At 73.4% G+C, this 15773-nt stretch carries 14 protein-coding genes; 6 read left to right on the top strand and 8 right to left on the bottom strand.

Going from position 1 to position 15773, the window contains the following annotated elements; all coding sequences use genetic code 11:
* Positions 1-341 (bottom strand): alcohol dehydrogenase catalytic domain-containing protein (locus ACIRYZ_RS45160; protein WP_402955141.1); only part of this gene is annotated, 341 nt, incomplete at its 3' end.
* A 188-nt stretch (positions 342-529) separates the two neighbouring features.
* On the opposite strand from ACIRYZ_RS45160, the gene ACIRYZ_RS45165 reads away from it, so the two are divergent.
* Positions 530-2245 carry a GAF domain-containing protein gene (locus tag ACIRYZ_RS45165; RefSeq protein WP_402955143.1) on the top strand — a complete coding sequence of 572 codons (1716 nt, stop codon included), beginning with the start codon at positions 530-532 and terminating at the stop codon, positions 2243-2245.
* A 214-nt stretch (positions 2246-2459) separates the two neighbouring features.
* Here ACIRYZ_RS45165 and ACIRYZ_RS45170 read toward each other — a convergent pair whose 3' ends face one another.
* The 5 genes from ACIRYZ_RS45170 to ACIRYZ_RS45190 form a co-directional block, all read right to left on the bottom strand.
* Positions 2460-3440 (bottom strand): Acg family FMN-binding oxidoreductase, encoded by a 981-nt coding sequence (locus tag ACIRYZ_RS45170; RefSeq protein ID WP_402955145.1) that lies wholly within the window; start codon positions 3438-3440, stop codon positions 2460-2462.
* Between the two features lie 22 nt (positions 3441-3462).
* Entirely contained in the window at positions 3463-3747 is a 285-nt protein-coding gene (locus ACIRYZ_RS45175) for an SHOCT domain-containing protein (protein WP_402955147.1), read from the bottom strand.
* Positions 3748-3863: 116 nt separating this feature from the next.
* On the bottom strand, positions 3864-4091 hold the full coding sequence (locus ACIRYZ_RS45180; protein WP_402955149.1) for a hypothetical protein: 228 nt from the start codon (positions 4089-4091) through the stop codon (positions 3864-3866).
* A 20-nt stretch (positions 4092-4111) separates the two neighbouring features.
* Positions 4112-4714 carry a CBS domain-containing protein gene (locus ACIRYZ_RS45185; protein WP_402955151.1) on the bottom strand — a complete coding sequence of 201 codons (603 nt, stop codon included), beginning with the start codon at positions 4712-4714 and terminating at the stop codon, positions 4112-4114.
* A gap of 9 nt (positions 4715-4723) precedes the next feature.
* Positions 4724-5419: a CBS domain-containing protein gene (locus ACIRYZ_RS45190; RefSeq protein WP_402955153.1), complete on the bottom strand. Its 696-nt coding sequence runs from the start codon at positions 5417-5419 to the stop codon at positions 4724-4726.
* Positions 5420-5578: 159 nt separating this feature from the next.
* Between ACIRYZ_RS45190 and ACIRYZ_RS45195 the strand changes: the two genes are divergently transcribed.
* Complete coding sequence (locus ACIRYZ_RS45195) at positions 5579-7018, top strand: MBL fold metallo-hydrolase RNA specificity domain-containing protein (protein WP_402955155.1); 1440 nt, start codon at positions 5579-5581, stop codon at positions 7016-7018.
* Between the two features lie 261 nt (positions 7019-7279).
* Here ACIRYZ_RS45195 and ACIRYZ_RS45200 read toward each other — a convergent pair whose 3' ends face one another.
* Positions 7280-8110, bottom strand: coding sequence for a GNAT family N-acetyltransferase (locus tag ACIRYZ_RS45200; RefSeq protein ID WP_402955157.1), 831 nt, complete (start codon positions 8108-8110; stop codon positions 7280-7282).
* Between the two features lie 202 nt (positions 8111-8312).
* Between ACIRYZ_RS45200 and ACIRYZ_RS45205 the strand changes: the two genes are divergently transcribed.
* Positions 8313-10706: a glycoside hydrolase family 65 protein gene (locus ACIRYZ_RS45205; RefSeq protein ID WP_402955160.1), complete on the top strand. Its 2394-nt coding sequence runs from the start codon at positions 8313-8315 to the stop codon at positions 10704-10706.
* Positions 10707-10717: 11 nt separating this feature from the next.
* Here ACIRYZ_RS45205 and ACIRYZ_RS45210 read toward each other — a convergent pair whose 3' ends face one another.
* Positions 10718-11167: a hypothetical protein gene (locus tag ACIRYZ_RS45210; protein ID WP_402955163.1), complete on the bottom strand. Its 450-nt coding sequence runs from the start codon at positions 11165-11167 to the stop codon at positions 10718-10720.
* 410 nt (positions 11168-11577) lie between these two features.
* Here ACIRYZ_RS45210 and ACIRYZ_RS45215 point away from each other — a divergent pair, with 410 nt between their 5' ends.
* From ACIRYZ_RS45215 to ACIRYZ_RS45225, 3 genes are read left to right on the top strand one after another with little or no spacing between them, the layout of a single operon-like run.
* The gene (locus ACIRYZ_RS45215; protein ID WP_402955166.1) at positions 11578-11823 is read left to right on the top strand and encodes a DUF1918 domain-containing protein; all 246 of its coding nucleotides are present in this window, start codon (positions 11578-11580) and stop codon (positions 11821-11823) included.
* 12 nt (positions 11824-11835) lie between these two features.
* Positions 11836-14379: a cation-translocating P-type ATPase gene (locus tag ACIRYZ_RS45220; RefSeq protein WP_402955169.1), complete on the top strand. Its 2544-nt coding sequence runs from the start codon at positions 11836-11838 to the stop codon at positions 14377-14379.
* A gap of 4 nt (positions 14380-14383) precedes the next feature.
* Positions 14384-15718 carry a nicotinate phosphoribosyltransferase gene (locus tag ACIRYZ_RS45225; RefSeq protein WP_402955172.1) on the top strand — a complete coding sequence of 445 codons (1335 nt, stop codon included), beginning with the start codon at positions 14384-14386 and terminating at the stop codon, positions 15716-15718.
* Positions 15719-15773: the final 55 nt, after the last annotated feature.

Raw genomic sequence — 15773 nt, forward strand, 5'->3', positions numbered from 1 at the left:
TGGCAGCCGTCGATCAGGTGGCCGAGGATCCAGCCGCCACCGCCGGTGCACTGGCCGTAGCTCGCGCCGCGGCAGTAGGCGCAGCGCCCGCAGGCCGAGATGCAGGAGACCAGCACGCGGTCGCCGACGCCGACCGTGCGCACGCCCGGTCCGGTCCGGGTGACGGTCCCGACGGCCTCGTGGCCGAGGATGCTCCCCTCCTCGACCTCCGGGACGTCGCCCTTGAGGATGTGCAGGTCGGTGCCGCAGATGGTGACGGCGTCCTCCAGGTCGCGGACCACCGGGTCGGGGACGTCGTCCCAGATGCGGCGGCCGGGTCCGTGGTAGGTGAGCGCTTTCATGCCACGGTCGCTCCTCTCGGGTGGCGGAGCCATTGCTTCCGCTCTTCCAGCGTTCTTCGGGTCCGCGTCCGCCGCCAGGGGACCGGTGGGGGTCCTCCCCTGGGCCGGTAGGCCCTCTTGTGCCCGGCGTGGCACGCAGGACGCGCCTACGCTGGGCAGTGGCGTCGGGCCGAGTCACGGAGGATTCCTTGGACAGCACATCGGAGAATTCCGCCCCCGTCCCAAAGCTGCGCCTGGACGAGCTGCTGGACGAGCTCCAGGCCCGGCTCGACGCGGCCCGGAGCACCCGCGACCGCGTGCACAGCCTCCTGGAGGCGGTGCTGGCGGTCGGGCGCGACCTTGAGCTGTCCCAGGCACTCCAGCACATCGTCGAGGCGGCAGCCACCCTGGTGGACGCCGAGTACGGCGCACTCGGCGTGATCGGCGAGGACCAGCTGCTGTCCCAGTTCATCCCGGTCGGTGTCACCGACGACCAGGTCAAGCAGATCGGCGACCTGCCGTCCGGACACGGCATCCTCGGCGAGCTGATCCGCCACCCCGAGCCGCTGCGGCTCACCCGGATCTCGGACCACCCGGCCTCCTACGGCTTCCCGGCGAACCACCCACCGATGCGGAGCTTCCTGGGGGTGCCGATCCGCATCCGGGACAAAGTGTTCGGCAACCTCTACCTCACCGAGAAGCGCGGCGGCGGCGACTTCGACGCCGAGGACGAGTCGGTGCTCGCCACCCTCGCCGTCGCCGCCGGGGTCGCGATCGACAACGCCCGCCTCTACGCCCGGGCCCGGCAGCGGCAGCGCTGGCTGGAGGCGAGCGCCGAGGTCACGAACAGCCTGCTCTCGGGAAGCGCCGAGCACGAGGTGCTGGATCTCCTGCTCGCCCGGGCCACCGAGATCGCCGGCGCAGACCTCGCCGTCGTCGCCCTGCCACTACCGGACAGCGGCGAGCTGGAGGTCGGGATCGCCGTCGGCCTCGGCGAGCAGCAGCACCGCGGCCTGGTGCTGCCCGTGGAGGGCTCGTTCGTCGGCGCCGCTGCCCGCACCGGCGGGCTCGTGGTGAGTCCCGACGTTCAGAAGGACCCGAGAATCACCGTCGGTCCACCACGCTGGGAGGGTCTCGGCCCGGCGATCGCCGTGCCCATCGGCACCGCCGAACGCGGCGTACACGGCGTGCTCATGCTCGCCCGGGCTGCCGGAGCACCACTGTTCGACGAGGGCGAGTCCGGGCCCCTGCTGGGCTTTGCCGGCCAGGCCGCGGTGGCGATGGAGCTCGCGGAGCGCCGCCGCGACTCCGAGCAGGTGGCACTGCTGAAGGAGCGTGACCGGATCGCCCGCGACCTGCACGACCTGGCCATCCAGCGCCTCTTCGCCACCGGGATGACCCTCCAGGGCGCCACCCGTTTCATCGAGCACCCCGAGGCCACCGACCGCGTCCTGCGGGCCATCGACGACCTGGACGAGACGGCGAAGACCATCCGCGCCACCATCTTCGGCCTGCGCCTGCGCGAGACCGGCCCGGCGGCGACCGGCCTGCGCACCCGCCTCGTCGAGGTCGTCGAACGCGCCGCCCGCTCCCTCGGCTTCACCCCCGCCCTGCGGATGACCGGCCTACTCGACGCCACCGTGCCCACCGAGATCGCGGACGCCGCCGTCGCGGTCCTGGAGGAGGCCCTGTCCAACGCCGCCCGGCACGCGAAGGCCACCACTGTCGAGGCCTCGGTCACCGCCGACACGGACCTGACCCTCACCGTCACCGACGACGGCATCGGCCTCCCCGAGGACGGCCGGCGCAGCGGCCTCGCCAACCTCGCCGACCGCGCCTCCGCTCCTGGCGGCACCTTCACCGCCCACACCCGCCCAGAAGGCGGCACCGAACTGGTCTGGCGGGTCCCGTTGCCCAGCGAGTGACCGTCAGCTCTCCACCGCGCTCAGCCTCATGCGACAGGACAGTCGTTCAGACCGGACCGTGCTCTCGGGACGGGCAAACTCCGCGAGGGAACCCCGGACATCCGTCCTGACATCCCAGGTTCAATGCCGCAAGCCGGGACGGAGTGGCCTACAACGTCCTTGGGAGGACAGCTGGTTCTTCCGGGACGAGTTCCTTGCGCCCAGTCCGTGAGCCTCAGGACGGTTCCAGCACCTCGCCGGCCGCGAGCCGGGGTGTCGGGGCGCCCTCGGGACCGTAGCCGAGGCGGATCAGGATCTGGACGTAGCCGGGGCGCTGGTGCGGGTCGCGGGCCTCCCAGCGCAGGTAGGGCCACTCCATCGCCTGGTGCAGCAGGGAGGCGCGGACGCCGTGGACGGTGGCGGCGAGCAGGACGTGTTCCAGGGCGAGGCCGGCGCGCAGCCAGTCCTCGGGGGTGTCGTGCTCGGTGGTGAGGACGGCGATGCGCGGCTCGTGTTCGAACAGGGCGGGGGCCTGGTGCTCGGCGGCGTGGATGGCGGCGAAGTCGCGCATCGGCAGGTGGCCGGCCATGTCCTGCGGGCCGAGCGCCGCGACCGGGATGCCGTAGGGCGGTGCATCGCCGGTGCGGATCCAGCTGCGGCTCTCGGTGCGCTGAGCCTCGTCGGTGGTGTTGCGGCGCTCGGCCTCGGCGGTGAGGTGCAGCAGTCGGGCGGTCTCCGCGTGGTCGGGCAGGTGGAGGGCGGCGTCCTCCGCCCGCGCCGCGGTGGCGAGTTCGTCCATGACGGCTGGCGGGACCGGATCGCCGGTGAACGGTGTGCGGATGGAGTGCCGGTGCCAGATCGCCTCGTACAGCTTCTCGGTGCCCGGAACGGGCGCCGCGGCCGGGGCGTCCAGCCGGACGGCGGCGAAGAGGTCCGGTTCGGCCGGGTCGGGCAGCAGACGGACCCCGGGCGCCCAGCCGAGGTGGCGGGCGGCGACCCGCAGGTTGAGGACGGCCGCGCCGACGGAGATGTGCAACGCCCGGCCCTGCGGGTCGGCGGCCGGGACGGCCCGGCTCCGGTCCGCCCGGACCTCCAGGGTCGACGTGTCCGGCTGGAGCCGGAAGCACCAGGGCTGGCTGTTGTGGATCGAGGGTGCGGCGACCGCCGCGGCGACCAGCTTCTCCAGTGCGGCGGCGTCGAGGGTAAGGGTGGGCATGGCCGTCTCCATGGGTGCGTCGTCAGTCGGAGGCCGGCGGATCGCCGCCGCCGTGCAGGGCATCCAGGCGGGTGCGGTACTCGCCGGAGTCGATCTCACCTCGGGTGAGGCGTTCAGCGAGCACTTCCTCGGGGGTGCGCCGAACGGGCGATGCCGCCGTGGACGTGGGGAACTCCGCACCGTGCTCGGCCGTCTTTCCCGGGTGCCGGAACAAGACGACCATGGCGTACGCCACGAGCGCCCAGAAAAGCACCGTGGTCACGGTCATGAGGCCGATGGCCCAGCCGTCCATGCCGTTCCAGTACATGATCGACGCCTCCTCGGCCGTGATGGAAGGTGGGTTACCTCCACCGTGCCGTCGGGGTATGTCCTGGCGCTTGGGCCGTTCGGCTCAATCCCCGGGCCCACCCGGGCCACGGTTCCTCAGGTGTGGACGACCCGCAGCGGGACGCCCGAGGCCAGTGCGGCCTTCCGGGCGAATGCGAGGACGGCCTCGGCGGGGTCGTGCGCGTCGATGCCCACGACCACGTCCCGGGGCGGCCCGGTCGGCTCGGGCGTCGCCCGGACCAGGACGACGGGGCAGGGTGCGTGAGCCGCGACAGCCAGGCCCACCGAGCCGAGCGGTCCATGGGGAGCAGAGGAGCCGAGCACCAGCATTGTCCAGGCCCCCGTCAGGCCGGGGCGGTGAGCCGGAGCTCGACGCCGACCACACCGGGCACGGAGCGCACCAGGCGCTCCAGGACGGGTGCAGTGGTGGCGTCGGGCAGGTCGCCGGTCAGCGTGATCCTGCCGTTCTCGGAGCGGACGTCGGTGGCCAGCCCGGCGTCCGGGCCTAGGGTGGCGACGAGTTCGAAGCGGACCCGGTCGGCCAGCTCGCGGTCGTCCTCCAGGTAGACCTTGAGCAAGTCGCCCCGGCTGACGATGCCGACCAGGTAGTCCTCCTCGTCCACGACCGGGAGCCGCTTGAGGTGGCCCCGGGCCATCGCCCGGGCGGCCTCGTTGAGCGGGCTGCCGGGGTGCACGGTGACCGCCGGGACGGACATCATCCGCCCGGCCGTCAGCGCGTCGGCGCGCTCGCCGTCCCGGTCGCGGGCGTTGAGCAGGTCGGCCTCGGAGACCACGCCGATCACCCGGCCGTCGCCGGTCAGCACCGGGACGGCGTTGACCTGCCAGCGCTGCAGGGTCTCGTTGACCTCGCGGAAGTCCGCGTCACGGCCGACGGCGACCACGGCGTGGGTCATCACGTCGGCGACTGTGCTCGGTGTGCTGGTCACGGCGGCCTCCTAGAAAGCGGCGCGGTAGGCGCGCGGGTGTTCCAGATGCGGCTCGGTGTCGTCCTCGGTCCAGTCGAGGGTGGCGTGGACCGCGACCACACCGTCCACGGAACGGCAGAGCTGCTCGGTGATCGGGACCAGGCTGCGACGCGGCAGCCGCCCCTTCAGCGTGACCACGCCCTCGTGCACCGCCACCTGGACATCGCCGGGGGCGAGCCAGAGGGTCTGGCCGAGCACGTCGTGGTTGATCTCGTCCCGGATGGCCGCGTCGTGACGCAGGAAGACCTGCAGCAGGTCCCGGCGGCTGACGATGCCGACCAGCCGACCGATCTCGTCCACCACGGGCAACCGCTTGACCTTGTGCTTGTCCATCGCGCGGGCGGCCTCCGGCACCGACCAGCCCGGACGGGCGGTGACGGCGGGACTGGTCATCAGCCCGCCGGCGGTCTCGGCCTCGGCGCGGGCCCGGTCCTTGGCATCCAGCCAGCGGCCCGGGTAGCGGCCCTCCGGATCCGGCAGCACGGCCTCCTTGCGGATCAGGTCCGCCTCCGACACCATGCCGAGCGGGCAGCCCTGGTCGTCGATCACCGGGATCGCGGTGATGTCGTTGCGGTGGAACAGCGCCGCAACCTCCTTGAACGACGTGTCGGGCCGAGCGGTGACGACCTCACGGGTCATCACGTCATTGACGCTGCGGTGCTGCATCGTCCTCACTCCTCCTCGGTGGTCCCGCCTTCACTGTCCGCCTGCCGCGGGCCCCCGCACAGGGCCGGACGGCCCCTGCCGCCAGGGCCGATTCGGCCCAGGACAACGCGGCCGGGCGGCGGGACGATGTTGAGACCTCGTACCATGCTGGAGGCGGCCATGACCACGGACACCGGCCAACCCGAACCGCAACAGCCCCGACCGCAGCCCCGACCCGGCCTGCTGACCTTCCTCGGCGGCGTGGGCACCGTCACCGGCAGCAAGTTCCTGGTCGAGACCGACCACGCCCGCCTGATGATCGACTGCGGCCTGTTCCAGGGCCTGGCCGAACTGCGCCGGCTGAACCGCCGCCCACTGCCGCTCGACCCGGCCGACGTACGGGCCGTCGTGCTCACCCACGCCCACCTGGACCACTGCGGCTACCTGCCCCGGCTCGTCCGCGACGGCTTCCGCGGGCCCGTGCTCACCACCCCCGACACCGCCCGGATCGCCGAGCTGATCCTGCGCGACAGCGCCCACCTGCTGCGCGAGGAGGCGGACCACGCCAACGAGCACGGCTGGTCCAAACACCGGCCCGCCCAACCGCTCTACGACGACAAGGACGTCGAGAACGCCCTGCGAATGTTCGACCCCGTCCCGCTGGACACCGACGTCGAGATCACCGCGGGAATCGTCCTCCGGCTGCACCGCGCCGGGCACATCCTCGGCTCCGCCTGGGCCCACCTCACCCTGGAGGACCGCCACACCATCGCCGCCAGCGGCGACCTCGGCCGCCCCGTCCACCCACTGCTGCGCCCGCCCGAACCATTCACCGGCGCCGACGTCCTGCTCATGGAGTCGACGTACGGTCACCGCCACCACGAGGAGACGGCCGCCCGCGAGTGGTTCGCCCGAGCGCTGGAGCGGACCCTGGCCCGCGGCGGCACCGTCGTCATCCCGTCCTTCGCCGTCGACCGCACCGAGGTCGTCCTGCACCAGCTCACCGAGCTGCGGCGGACGGGCCGGCTGCCCTCCAACGTCCCGGTGTACGTGGACAGTCCGATGGCGCTCGCCACCCTGCAGATCTACCGGGAGGCCTTCGCGGCCGGCTCCGACCAGCTGCGCCCCGACGTCCTCGCCAAAGGCCCGGCCGCCCTCGACCCGGAGCCCTTCACCCTGATCCACTCCCTCCAGGACTCCCTCACCCTGGACCACGCCCCCGGCCCGGCCGTCATCGTCTCCGCCTCCGGCATGGCCACCGGCGGCCGCGTCGTCCACCACCTCGCCCGCCTGCTGCCCGACGCCCGCAACACCGTCGTCGTGGTCGGCTACGCCGCCGAGGGCACCCGCGCCCGCGACCTGGTGGACGGCGCCCGCGCGCTGAAGATGTACGGCACCTACGTCCCGGTGCGCGCCGAGGTGGTCAACGTCCCCGCTTTCTCCGCGCACGCCGACGCCGCCGAGATCATCGACTGGCTGCGCCAGGCCCCGCCGCCCAGAGCGGTCTACCTCGTCCACGGCGAGCCGGAGGGCTCGGAGGCGCTGCGCGACCGGATCGACCGCGAACTCGGCTGGACGGCCGTGGTCCCGCGCTCGGGCGAGCGGGTGCTCATCCGCTGATGCCTCCTCCCCCAACTCGGCGGGGCCGGTGGCATGTTGCCTACTCAACCGCCGCCTGCTCGGCCGCTCGCTGACCGCCCGCGGCTCGGAGTTCCTCGACTGGCCCGAGGTCGTGTACGAGGTGTGTGTCGCGACGCTGGAGACACTCCTCGCCGAGGGAGTCCTCGGCACGGCCCCGGATACCGTCGTCGTCTCCGCCGTCTCCGACCACGGGGATCCAGTACGGGAGGTGGAATGGATCCGCCGTCTCAACCCACCGTCTCAGGCCCGCCACTTCGCCCACTGGCTCCGCGATGCCTCGGCGTCATGAGTACACGGCCGCGACGCTACGTTCCAGTCACCTCCTGCTGGGCCCATAACCGGTCGGCTCGCCTGTCGATGTGGGCTGTCGCGCCGGCGGTCCGTCAGCCGGGCATCCTCTGCTCTGTGTCGTCGAGGTCCCAGGTGAGGTGGTCGGCGAGGTCGGTGAAGCCGGTCCACGGCCGGAGCGCCGTGCTGACCGAACAGCAGTGGTGCAATGCGGAGTTCAGAGACCATGGCGGCCAGGTCGTGCTCGCTCGAGGGGGAGAGCCTGGCCGTCCGGTCGGCCAGGACGTCGGCGGCGGTGCCGCCCAGGCCGAGGACGATGAGCGGGCCGAAGAAGACCTGGTGGACGGCCCGGTTGCCGAACAGGGTGTCGGCCTCGAAGAAGCGGACTCCGGCGGCTCGGGCGGCGTGCACCAGGTGCTCCAGCAGCAGGGTGGCCACGCCCCGGTGATGCCAGCGGTCGGCCACCGCCAGGGCCAGCTCCGCGGTCTCCGGCGGGTCGTCCAGCAGCTCGCAGTCCGCCTCGCCGACCAGCTCCTCCCCCGCCCAGGCGCCGAGCGCCAGCAGACCGGTCCGCGACGGACCGCACAGCCGGTCGGCGGCCTGCTGCGGCGCGTTACGGCTCACCCCGAAGAACCGCAGGCGTCGGCTCTCCTGCGACATCCCCTCGGTGTGCAGGTCGAGCACCGCCCGGTGGTCGTCCGGGCCCAGCGGCCGGAGTTCGACGGTGGTGCCGTCGGCCAGCAAGGCCTCGACGGTGGTGTGCGGCGGGTGGACGGTGGACATGGCGCCTCCTCGGCAGTCGCCCTGCTCCCCCCTCCAGCCTCCGCCCCCGCCGTCCACGACGGGAGGGCCGCCCCCCCGGCCCACTGAACGGCCGCACGGCCCGCCCCTGTGAGCTGGCAGGCGGTGTCCGAACCGGGCGCCGAGCGGGTCGGCGGCGCGGTGCGCAGACTGGAGGCAGGCCGGCCGGCACGGAGGTGGCGAGGTGGCAGACCACATCGCAACGGGGTACCCCGACATGCCGGACCCCTGGACCCTCCGCTACCAGGGCTTCGACCCACACGAGGAGGGACTGCGGGAGGCGCTGTGCGCGGTCGGCAACGGCTACGTGGTCAGCCGCGGCGCCGCACCCGAATCGGTCGCCGACCGTGTCCACTACCCGGGGACGTACCTGGCCGGCTGCTACGACCGCACGGAGTCAACGATCGATGGACGCGTGGTCGCCAACGAGGACCTGGTCAACTGCCCGAACTGGCTGCCACTGACCTTCCGGGCACCCGGCGGCACGTGGTTCGCCCGCCCGCCCGCCGAGCAGACACTGGAACTGGACCTGCGGCAGGGCCTCCTCACCCGCACCGCGCTTGTGGTGGACGACCGGGGGCGGCGCACCCGGCTCGTCCAGCGCCGGCTCGCCAGCCAGGCCCGGCCCCACCTCCTCGCTCTGGAGAGCACCTTCACCCCGGAGAACTGGTCCGGCCCGCTGGAGGTCCGCTCAGGTCTGGACGGCCGCGTCGCCAACACCGGCGTCGACCGCTACCGAGGGCTGACCGAACGCCACCTCACCTCGGCCGGTCAGGGCGTTGACGGGACGGGACTACTCTGGCTGGAGGCCGACGCGGTCAACTCGCCGCTTCGCATCGCCCTTTCCGCCCGAACGAGCGCGGAAGGCGCCGATGTGGCAACCGAGTGTCGCAACGGCTGGGTGGCCCACGTCCTCACTCTGGACGCCGAGCGCGGCCGGCCCGTCACGGTGGAGAAGACGGTCGCCCTGCACACCTCCCGCGACCGGGCGATCGGGACCCCGCTGCGCGCCTCCATCCTGCTCGCCGCCGAGGCCGGGCGCTTCGAGGAGCTCCTGGCCGAACACGTTCTGCGCTGGGCGGAGTTGTGGCGCCGCTGCCGGATCGGCGCCGACTTCGACGGCACCGGCCCGCTCCACCTGAACCTGTTCCACCTGCTCCAGACCTACTCCGAGCACTCCGTCGACCTGGACGTCGGCATTCCGGCCCGCGGGCTGCACGGCGAGGCCTACCGGGGCCACGTCTTCTGGGACGAGCTGTTCGTCCTGCGGCTGCTCAACCTCCGCTTCCCCGAACTGGCCCGCGCCGTGCTCCGCTACCGCCACCGCCGCCTGGACGCCGCCCGCCGACAGGCCCACCAGCTCGGGCTGCACGGCGCGATGTACCCGTGGCAGAGCGCGAGCGACGGCCGCGAGGAGTCCCAGCAGCTGCACCTCAACCCGCTGTCCGGCCGCTGGCTGCCCGACCACAGCCACCTCCAGCGGCATGTCGGCTCGGCGGTCGCGTACAACATCTGGCAGTACTACCAGGCCACCGGGGACCGGGACTTCCTCGCCACGGCCGGCGCGGAGATGCTGCTGGAGATCGCACGCTTCTGGTCCTCCGCCGCCACCTACGACCGGGACTGGGGCCGCTGGTCGATCCGCGGTGTGCTCGGTCCCGACGAGTACCACGACGCCTACCCCTGGGCGGGCCGGCCCGGCCTGAACGACAACGCCTACACCAATGTGCTGGCGTCCTGGGTGCTGGCCCGCGCCCAGGACGCCCTGGACGTCCTCCCCGGCTACCGCCGCGACGAGCTGCGCGAGCGACTCGCACTCGGCACCGTGGAACTCGACCGCTGGCAGGAGGTCGAGCGGCACCTGCACGTCCCCTTCCACGAGGGCGTGATCAGCCAGTTCGACGGCTACGAGCGGCTCGCCGAACTCGACTGGGCGGCCTACCGGAAGCGCTACCCCGACCTGCGCCGGCTCGACCGGATCCTGGAGGCCGAGGGCGACACCGTCAACCGCTACAAGGCGTCCAAGCAGGCCGACGCGCTGATGCTCTGGTTCCTGTTCTCCGCCCGCGAGGTCCGCGACCTGCTGCGCCGCCTCGGCCACCCCACCGGCCACGAACTGCTGCGCCGCAGCACCGACTACTACCTGCGGCGCACCGTCCACGGCTCGACGCTCAGCTCGGTGGTGCACGCCTGGGTGCTCACCCGCTCCGACCGCCGCGCCTCCTGGCGCTACTTCCGCGACGCCCTGGTGGCCGACCTCCGCGACACCCAGCAAGGCACCACCGCCGAGGGCGTCCACCTGGGCGCCATGGCGGGCGCGGTGGACCTCCTGCAACGCTGCTACACCGGCCTGGAGATCCGCGAGGACGCCCTCTGGCTCGATCCGCGCCTACCGTCCGCCCTCGGCCGACTGGAGCTGGACCTGCGCTACCGCGGCCACTGGGGCGTCGCGATCGCCGTCGACCGGCACACGGTCACGGTGAGCCTGCGCGAGGACCGGCAAGACCCGGTCCGCATCCGCCTGCGCGGCACCGAGGCGACGATCCGACCGGGCGAGACCCGCCGCTTCCACCTCTGAGACCAGCCCACTCACCGACGCCCGGACCAGCGCGGTCCCACCTGCTCCCAAGCGAACTCCCAGCCCGCCTCCGCCCGCCGCTCCAGTGCGCGGCGACGCAGGGCGAAGGCGCCCGCCGCGCCGCACCCGAGCACGGTCACCGTGCCGAAGCCGGCGAGTACGGCGTCCGAGAGGATCTCCCCAGTCCCCATGGGTGCACCAACCGCGTACCCGGCATCGTTCAGCCCGACCGGGACGGCCGTCCCCGCCAGGGTGCCGTCCGGGACGGGCACGCTGCCGGTCCCGGGCCCGACGGGATACGTCCAGCGGGCCGGGGCATGCGCCCGCGTGCTGCCGGCCCGCGGGTTGTCCGACTGCGCGGGGCCCGTGGTGACGGCGGTGACGACGTGCCGGTACCGGGCGACCTGCTGACACTGATCCCTGGGAGCACATGCCGCCCCGGCACGGAGGAGGCGCGTCATGTCCGCCGCAGCCACCACGCACAGGCACCCGGCTTCGCGCACGTCCCTGTGGCAGCACGTTCGCCGGGCCGCCGGCCGGGACCGCAATCCGCTCTGCTGTCCGTTCGACCGGGCGTACAGCCGCCTGGTGGTCGGGCTGGCACTGACGCTGCTGGCGACGATCGGCGTGGCGACGGCGGCGGCGGTGTTCCGAGCGGAGACGCACACCGCGGGCTTCCGACCACCAGCAGGCCGGCACCGTCGGACAGCTTCACCAGGACCTCGCCGGCCTTCCCGTGCTCAGCCCGTTCCCGCAGACGGGCCCCTTGCCCGGGACCATCCGGCCCCTGCGGCGCCCGGCCTGCCGTGGTGGCATGGGAGTACGGACGGCCGGGCGTGCCCCGACCCAGCACCGACCCAGGGAGGACGGTATGAAAGCCGCCGTGGGAGACCGCATCATCGTCCAGGCCACCCGGCCGGGCGCGGCCCGCAGGGACGGCGAGATCGTCGGACTGCACCATCCGGACGGCAGTCCGCCATGGGACGTGCGCTGGTCCGACAACGACCGGGTGACCGAGTACTTCCCCGGCCCGGACGCCCTGATCCACCACTACCACCACGCGCCCGAAGACGCCGCGGCGACCCTACCGCCCCACCCGCACCTGTTCACCGACTGACGGACCGCCGCCGTGACCGTCTCTGCCCACGGACTCGACACCACCTCCGGCCTGACCACCGCCGAGGCCGCACGGCTGCTCGCGGCGCACGGCCCGAACGAGGTCGGCGCCGACCGTCGGGTGCCGCTGTGGGCCCGGGTGGCTGCCCAACTGCGCGATCCCCTGATCATGGTGCTGCTCGCGGCCGTGGCGCTGACCCTGGCCATCGGCGACCACCCCGACGCGGTGGTCATCGCGCTGGTGATCGTGGTCAACACGATCGTGGGCGTTGTCCAGGAGGTCCGGGCCGAGAGCGCCGTCGCTGCGCTGTCGCGGCTCTCCGCGCCGGCCGCTCGGGTGCTGCGCGACGGCGAGCAGCGGAGGGTCCCGTCCACCGAGGTGGTGCCGGGCGACGTGGTGGCCCTCGCCGAGGGTGACATCGTCCCGGCCGACGCCCGGCTCACCGAGGCTGCGGCCCTGCTGGTCGACGAGTCGATGCTGACCGGCGAGTCCCTCCCGGTCGCCAAAGCCGTACAGCCTCGGCAGAAGGCCGACGGTGTCGTGCAGGCGGGGACGGTCGTGCTGCGCGGCCGAGCCCTCGCCGTGGTCACCGCCACCGGCGCCGACAGCGCGCTCGGCCGGATCGCCGCCCTGCTCCGCCCCCGTCCCGAACCCACACCGCTCCAGCGGCGGTTGGCCGGGCTCGGGCGGGTGCTGGCCGCCGCGGCCGTCGGGTTGTGCGCGCTGGTCTTCGTCCTCGGTCTGCTCCGCCACCAGCCGCCCGGCGAGATGGGGGTGACGGCGATCAGCCTGGCGGTGGCCGCTGTGCCGGAGTCGCTACCCGCCGTCGTCACGCTCGCGCTCGCCCTGGGCGCGCGCCGGATGGCGGCCCGCCACGCCGTCGTCCGGCGGCTGCCGGCCGTCGAGACGCTCGGCTCGGTCACCGTGCTCGCCACGGACAAGACCGGCACCCTGACCCAGGGCCGCATGGTGGTCGAACGCCTCTGGACACCGCACTCGACGGCCACGCTGACCGGTCTCGGGTACGGGCCGGAGGGCCGGATCCTGCTCGACGGAGCCGCGGACGACGAGACGCGGGACCTGCTCACCACCGCAGCGCTGTGCAACGACGCCGCCCTCCGGCCGCCCACGGGCGAGGACGGCGAGTGGGGAGCGCTCGGCGACCCCACCGAGGCCGCCCTGTTGACGGCTTCCGGCAAGGCCGGCCTGGACTACGAGCGGCTGCGGGAGGCGTTCCCCCGGGTCGCCGAGGCGCCGTTCGACAGCGTCCGCAGGCGGATGAGCACCGTCCATCGGACGCCCGGCGGTGGCCTGCTGGTCTGTCTCAAGGGCGCCCCGGAGGCCGTTCTCGCCCCCGCCGTCCTGGCCGAGCCGCCCGAACTGCTGGAGAAGACCCGCCGCGCCGCCGCCGAACTCGCCGCCGAGGGCTTCCGGGTACTCGCCGTGGCCCGGAGAAACCTCGACCGGCTCCCCGACCCGCCCGAGGACGCGGAAACGGCTCTTCGTCTGCTCGGGCTGACCGCGCTCGCCGACCCACCGAAGCCCTCGGCCGCCGCCACCCTGGCCGCGTGCCGCCGGGCCGGCATCGTTCCGATCCTGGTCACTGGCGACCACCCGGCCACCGCTCGGGCGCTGGCCGTCCGCGTCGGCCTGCTCGAACCGACCGCCGGGCCCGGGGCAGTGGTCGGCGGGCAGTCCTTGGCGGTCACCGACTTGGCCCACGCGCGGGTGTTCGCCCGGACCGACCCCAGGCAGAAACTCGACATCGTCCAGGCCTGGCGCGCCCGCGGCGCCGTCACCGCGATGACCGGCGACGGAGTCAACGACGGCCCGGCCCTGCGCCAGGCGGACATCGGCGTGGCCATGGGCCGGCGCGGCACCGAAGTCGCCCGCCAGGCCGCCGACCTGGTCCTCGCCGACGACGAGCTCGCCACCGTGGTCAGCGCGGTGGAGGAGGGCCGGCGGGTCTACGACAACATCCGCCGCTTCCTGGTGTACGGGCTGGCCGGCGGGGCGGCCGAGATCCTGGTGATGCTGGCCGGTCCGCTGTTCGGCCTGGCACTGCCGCTGCGGGCGGGACAGATCCTCTGGATCAACCTGCTCACCCACGGCCTCACCGGCGTCGCCATGGGCGCCGAGCCGGTCTCCCCCGGCGCGATGGCCCGGCCCCCGCGCCCGCCGCACCAGCACATCCTGGGCTCCGGGGTGTGGCAGCGGGTGCTGCTGCTCGGCCTCGTGCTCGCGGCAGCCGCCCTCGGCGCGGCGATCTGGGCCCGCCACGGTGAACGCCCCTGGCAGACCGTGCTGTTCCTCGCCCTCCTGGCCGCCCAGCTCGGCACCGTCCTGGGGCTGCGCGAGCGGCTGCTGAACCGTGCCAACCTCTTCCTCCCCGCCGCCGTCCTCGCCTCCGCCGCACTCGCGGCGGGTGCCCTGTACCTGCCGTTCCTCCGCGACGTCCTCGACACCGTGCCACTCACCTGGGGCGATCTCGCCGCACCCGCCGTCGCCGGGCTCGCCGGGTTCGTAGCAGCCAGGCTCCGCAAGCGAGGGATCTGATGCCATGTCGAACGCCCAGGTCACCGACCTGTATGAGGTGACGATGGCCCTGTCCTACCTGCGGGAGGGCATGACGGCACCGGCCACGTTCAGCCTCTTCGTCCGGAAGCCGCCGCCCGAGCGCGGCTTCCTGGTCGCGGCGGGACTGGAATCCTCCCTCGACCACCTCACCGAACTCCGGGTGGACCAGACCGACGTGGCCGCGTTCGCCGAAGTGCTGGGCCGCCCATGTACCGAGCTGGAACCACTGCGGGATCTGCGGTTCACCGGCGAGGTCCGGGCGGTGCCGGAGGGGCGGATCGTGCTGCCCGGGGAGCCGCTGCTGGAGGTCACCGCACCGCTGCCGGAGGCGCAGTTCGTGGAGTCGTACCTGCTCAACCAGGTGTGCCACCAGAGCGCGGTGGCGTCGAAGTCCGCCCGGTGCGTGCTGGCGGCGGCGGGTAGGCCGGTGGTGGACTTCTCGCTGCGACGCACCCACGGCGTCCCGGCGGGCGTGCAGGCGGCGCGGCTGGGCGCGATGGTCGGGTTCGTCGGGACGAGCAACGTGGCGGCGGCCCGCGCCTACGGGCTGCGGGCGGTGGGCACCATGGCGCACTCGTACGTCGAGGCGTTCGGCGACGAGGCGGCTGCCTTCCGCGCGTTCGCCCGGACCCACCCCGGGCCGGTCACCTTCCTGGTCGACACGTACGACACCGCACGCGGGGTCGCTGTAGCCGCCCAGGTACTGCAGGAGTTGGGGCTACAGGAGGGTTGTGCCGTACGGCTCGACAGTGGGGACCTGGGAGCGTTGGCGGTCACCGCGCGGCGGATCCTGGACGGGGCCGGGCTGCCCGGTGTACGAATCACGGCCAGCGGCGGGCTGGACGAGTACGGGGTCGAGCGGCTGGTTGAGTCCGGGGCGCCGATCGACGTCTTCGCGGTCGGGACCCTTGTCGGGGTGTCGGCGGACGCGCCGTACCTGGATGCCGCGTACAAGCTGGTCGCGTACGACGGCCGGCCGATGATGAAGCTGTCGACGGGGAAGGTCACCGCGCCGGGGGCCAAGCAGGTGTTCCGGGGTCCGGGGCTCACCGACACCATCGCCCTGCTGGAGGAGGCTGGCCTGCCCGGGACAACGCCTCTGCTGCGGACGGTCATGGCGGACGGCAAGCGGGCGAGCTCACCGGGCACGCTCTCCGACGCCCGGGCCGCCTTCGAGGCCGATCTCGCCCAACTCCCGCCCGCCGCACGCCGAATCCGCTCCCCTCAGATGCCCACCGCCGCCGTGTCCGAGCGACTGGCCCTCCTGACCGCCGACGTTCGCCGACGGATCGAGGAGCGGATGCGCGCCACTCAGTAGTGCAGCCGACGACCGGAGGGCGTCCGCAGGTCCAGCGGAGGGGGTTCGTCGGGGC

It is taken from the genome of Kitasatospora sp. NPDC101155 (assembly GCF_044768305.1).
Taxonomy (GTDB): domain Bacteria; phylum Actinomycetota; class Actinomycetes; order Streptomycetales; family Streptomycetaceae; genus Kitasatospora.

What these genes read in the sequence shown, in the direction of transcription:
- ACIRYZ_RS45190 (WP_402955153.1), bottom strand. Translation starts at nt 5,419, where the DNA reads ATGCAGCACCGCAGCGTCAATGACGTGATGACCCGTGAGGTCGTCACC.
- ACIRYZ_RS45210 (WP_402955163.1), bottom strand. Translation starts at nt 11,167, where the DNA reads ATGACGCGCCTCCTCCGTGCCGGGGCGGCATGTGCTCCCAGGGATCAG.
- ACIRYZ_RS45175 (WP_402955147.1), bottom strand. Translation starts at nt 3,747, where the DNA reads ATGTACTGGAACGGCATGGACGGCTGGGCCATCGGCCTCATGACCGTG.
- ACIRYZ_RS45195 (WP_402955155.1), top strand. Translation starts at nt 5,579, where the DNA reads ATGACCACGGACACCGGCCAACCCGAACCGCAACAGCCCCGACCGCAG.
- ACIRYZ_RS45200 (WP_402955157.1), bottom strand. Translation starts at nt 8,110, where the DNA reads ATGTCCACCGTCCACCCGCCGCACACCACCGTCGAGGCCTTGCTGGCC.
- ACIRYZ_RS45225 (WP_402955172.1), top strand. Translation starts at nt 14,384, where the DNA reads ATGTCGAACGCCCAGGTCACCGACCTGTATGAGGTGACGATGGCCCTG.
- ACIRYZ_RS45170 (WP_402955145.1), bottom strand. Translation starts at nt 3,440, where the DNA reads ATGCCCACCCTTACCCTCGACGCCGCCGCACTGGAGAAGCTGGTCGCC.
- ACIRYZ_RS45215 (WP_402955166.1), top strand. Translation starts at nt 11,578, where the DNA reads ATGAAAGCCGCCGTGGGAGACCGCATCATCGTCCAGGCCACCCGGCCG.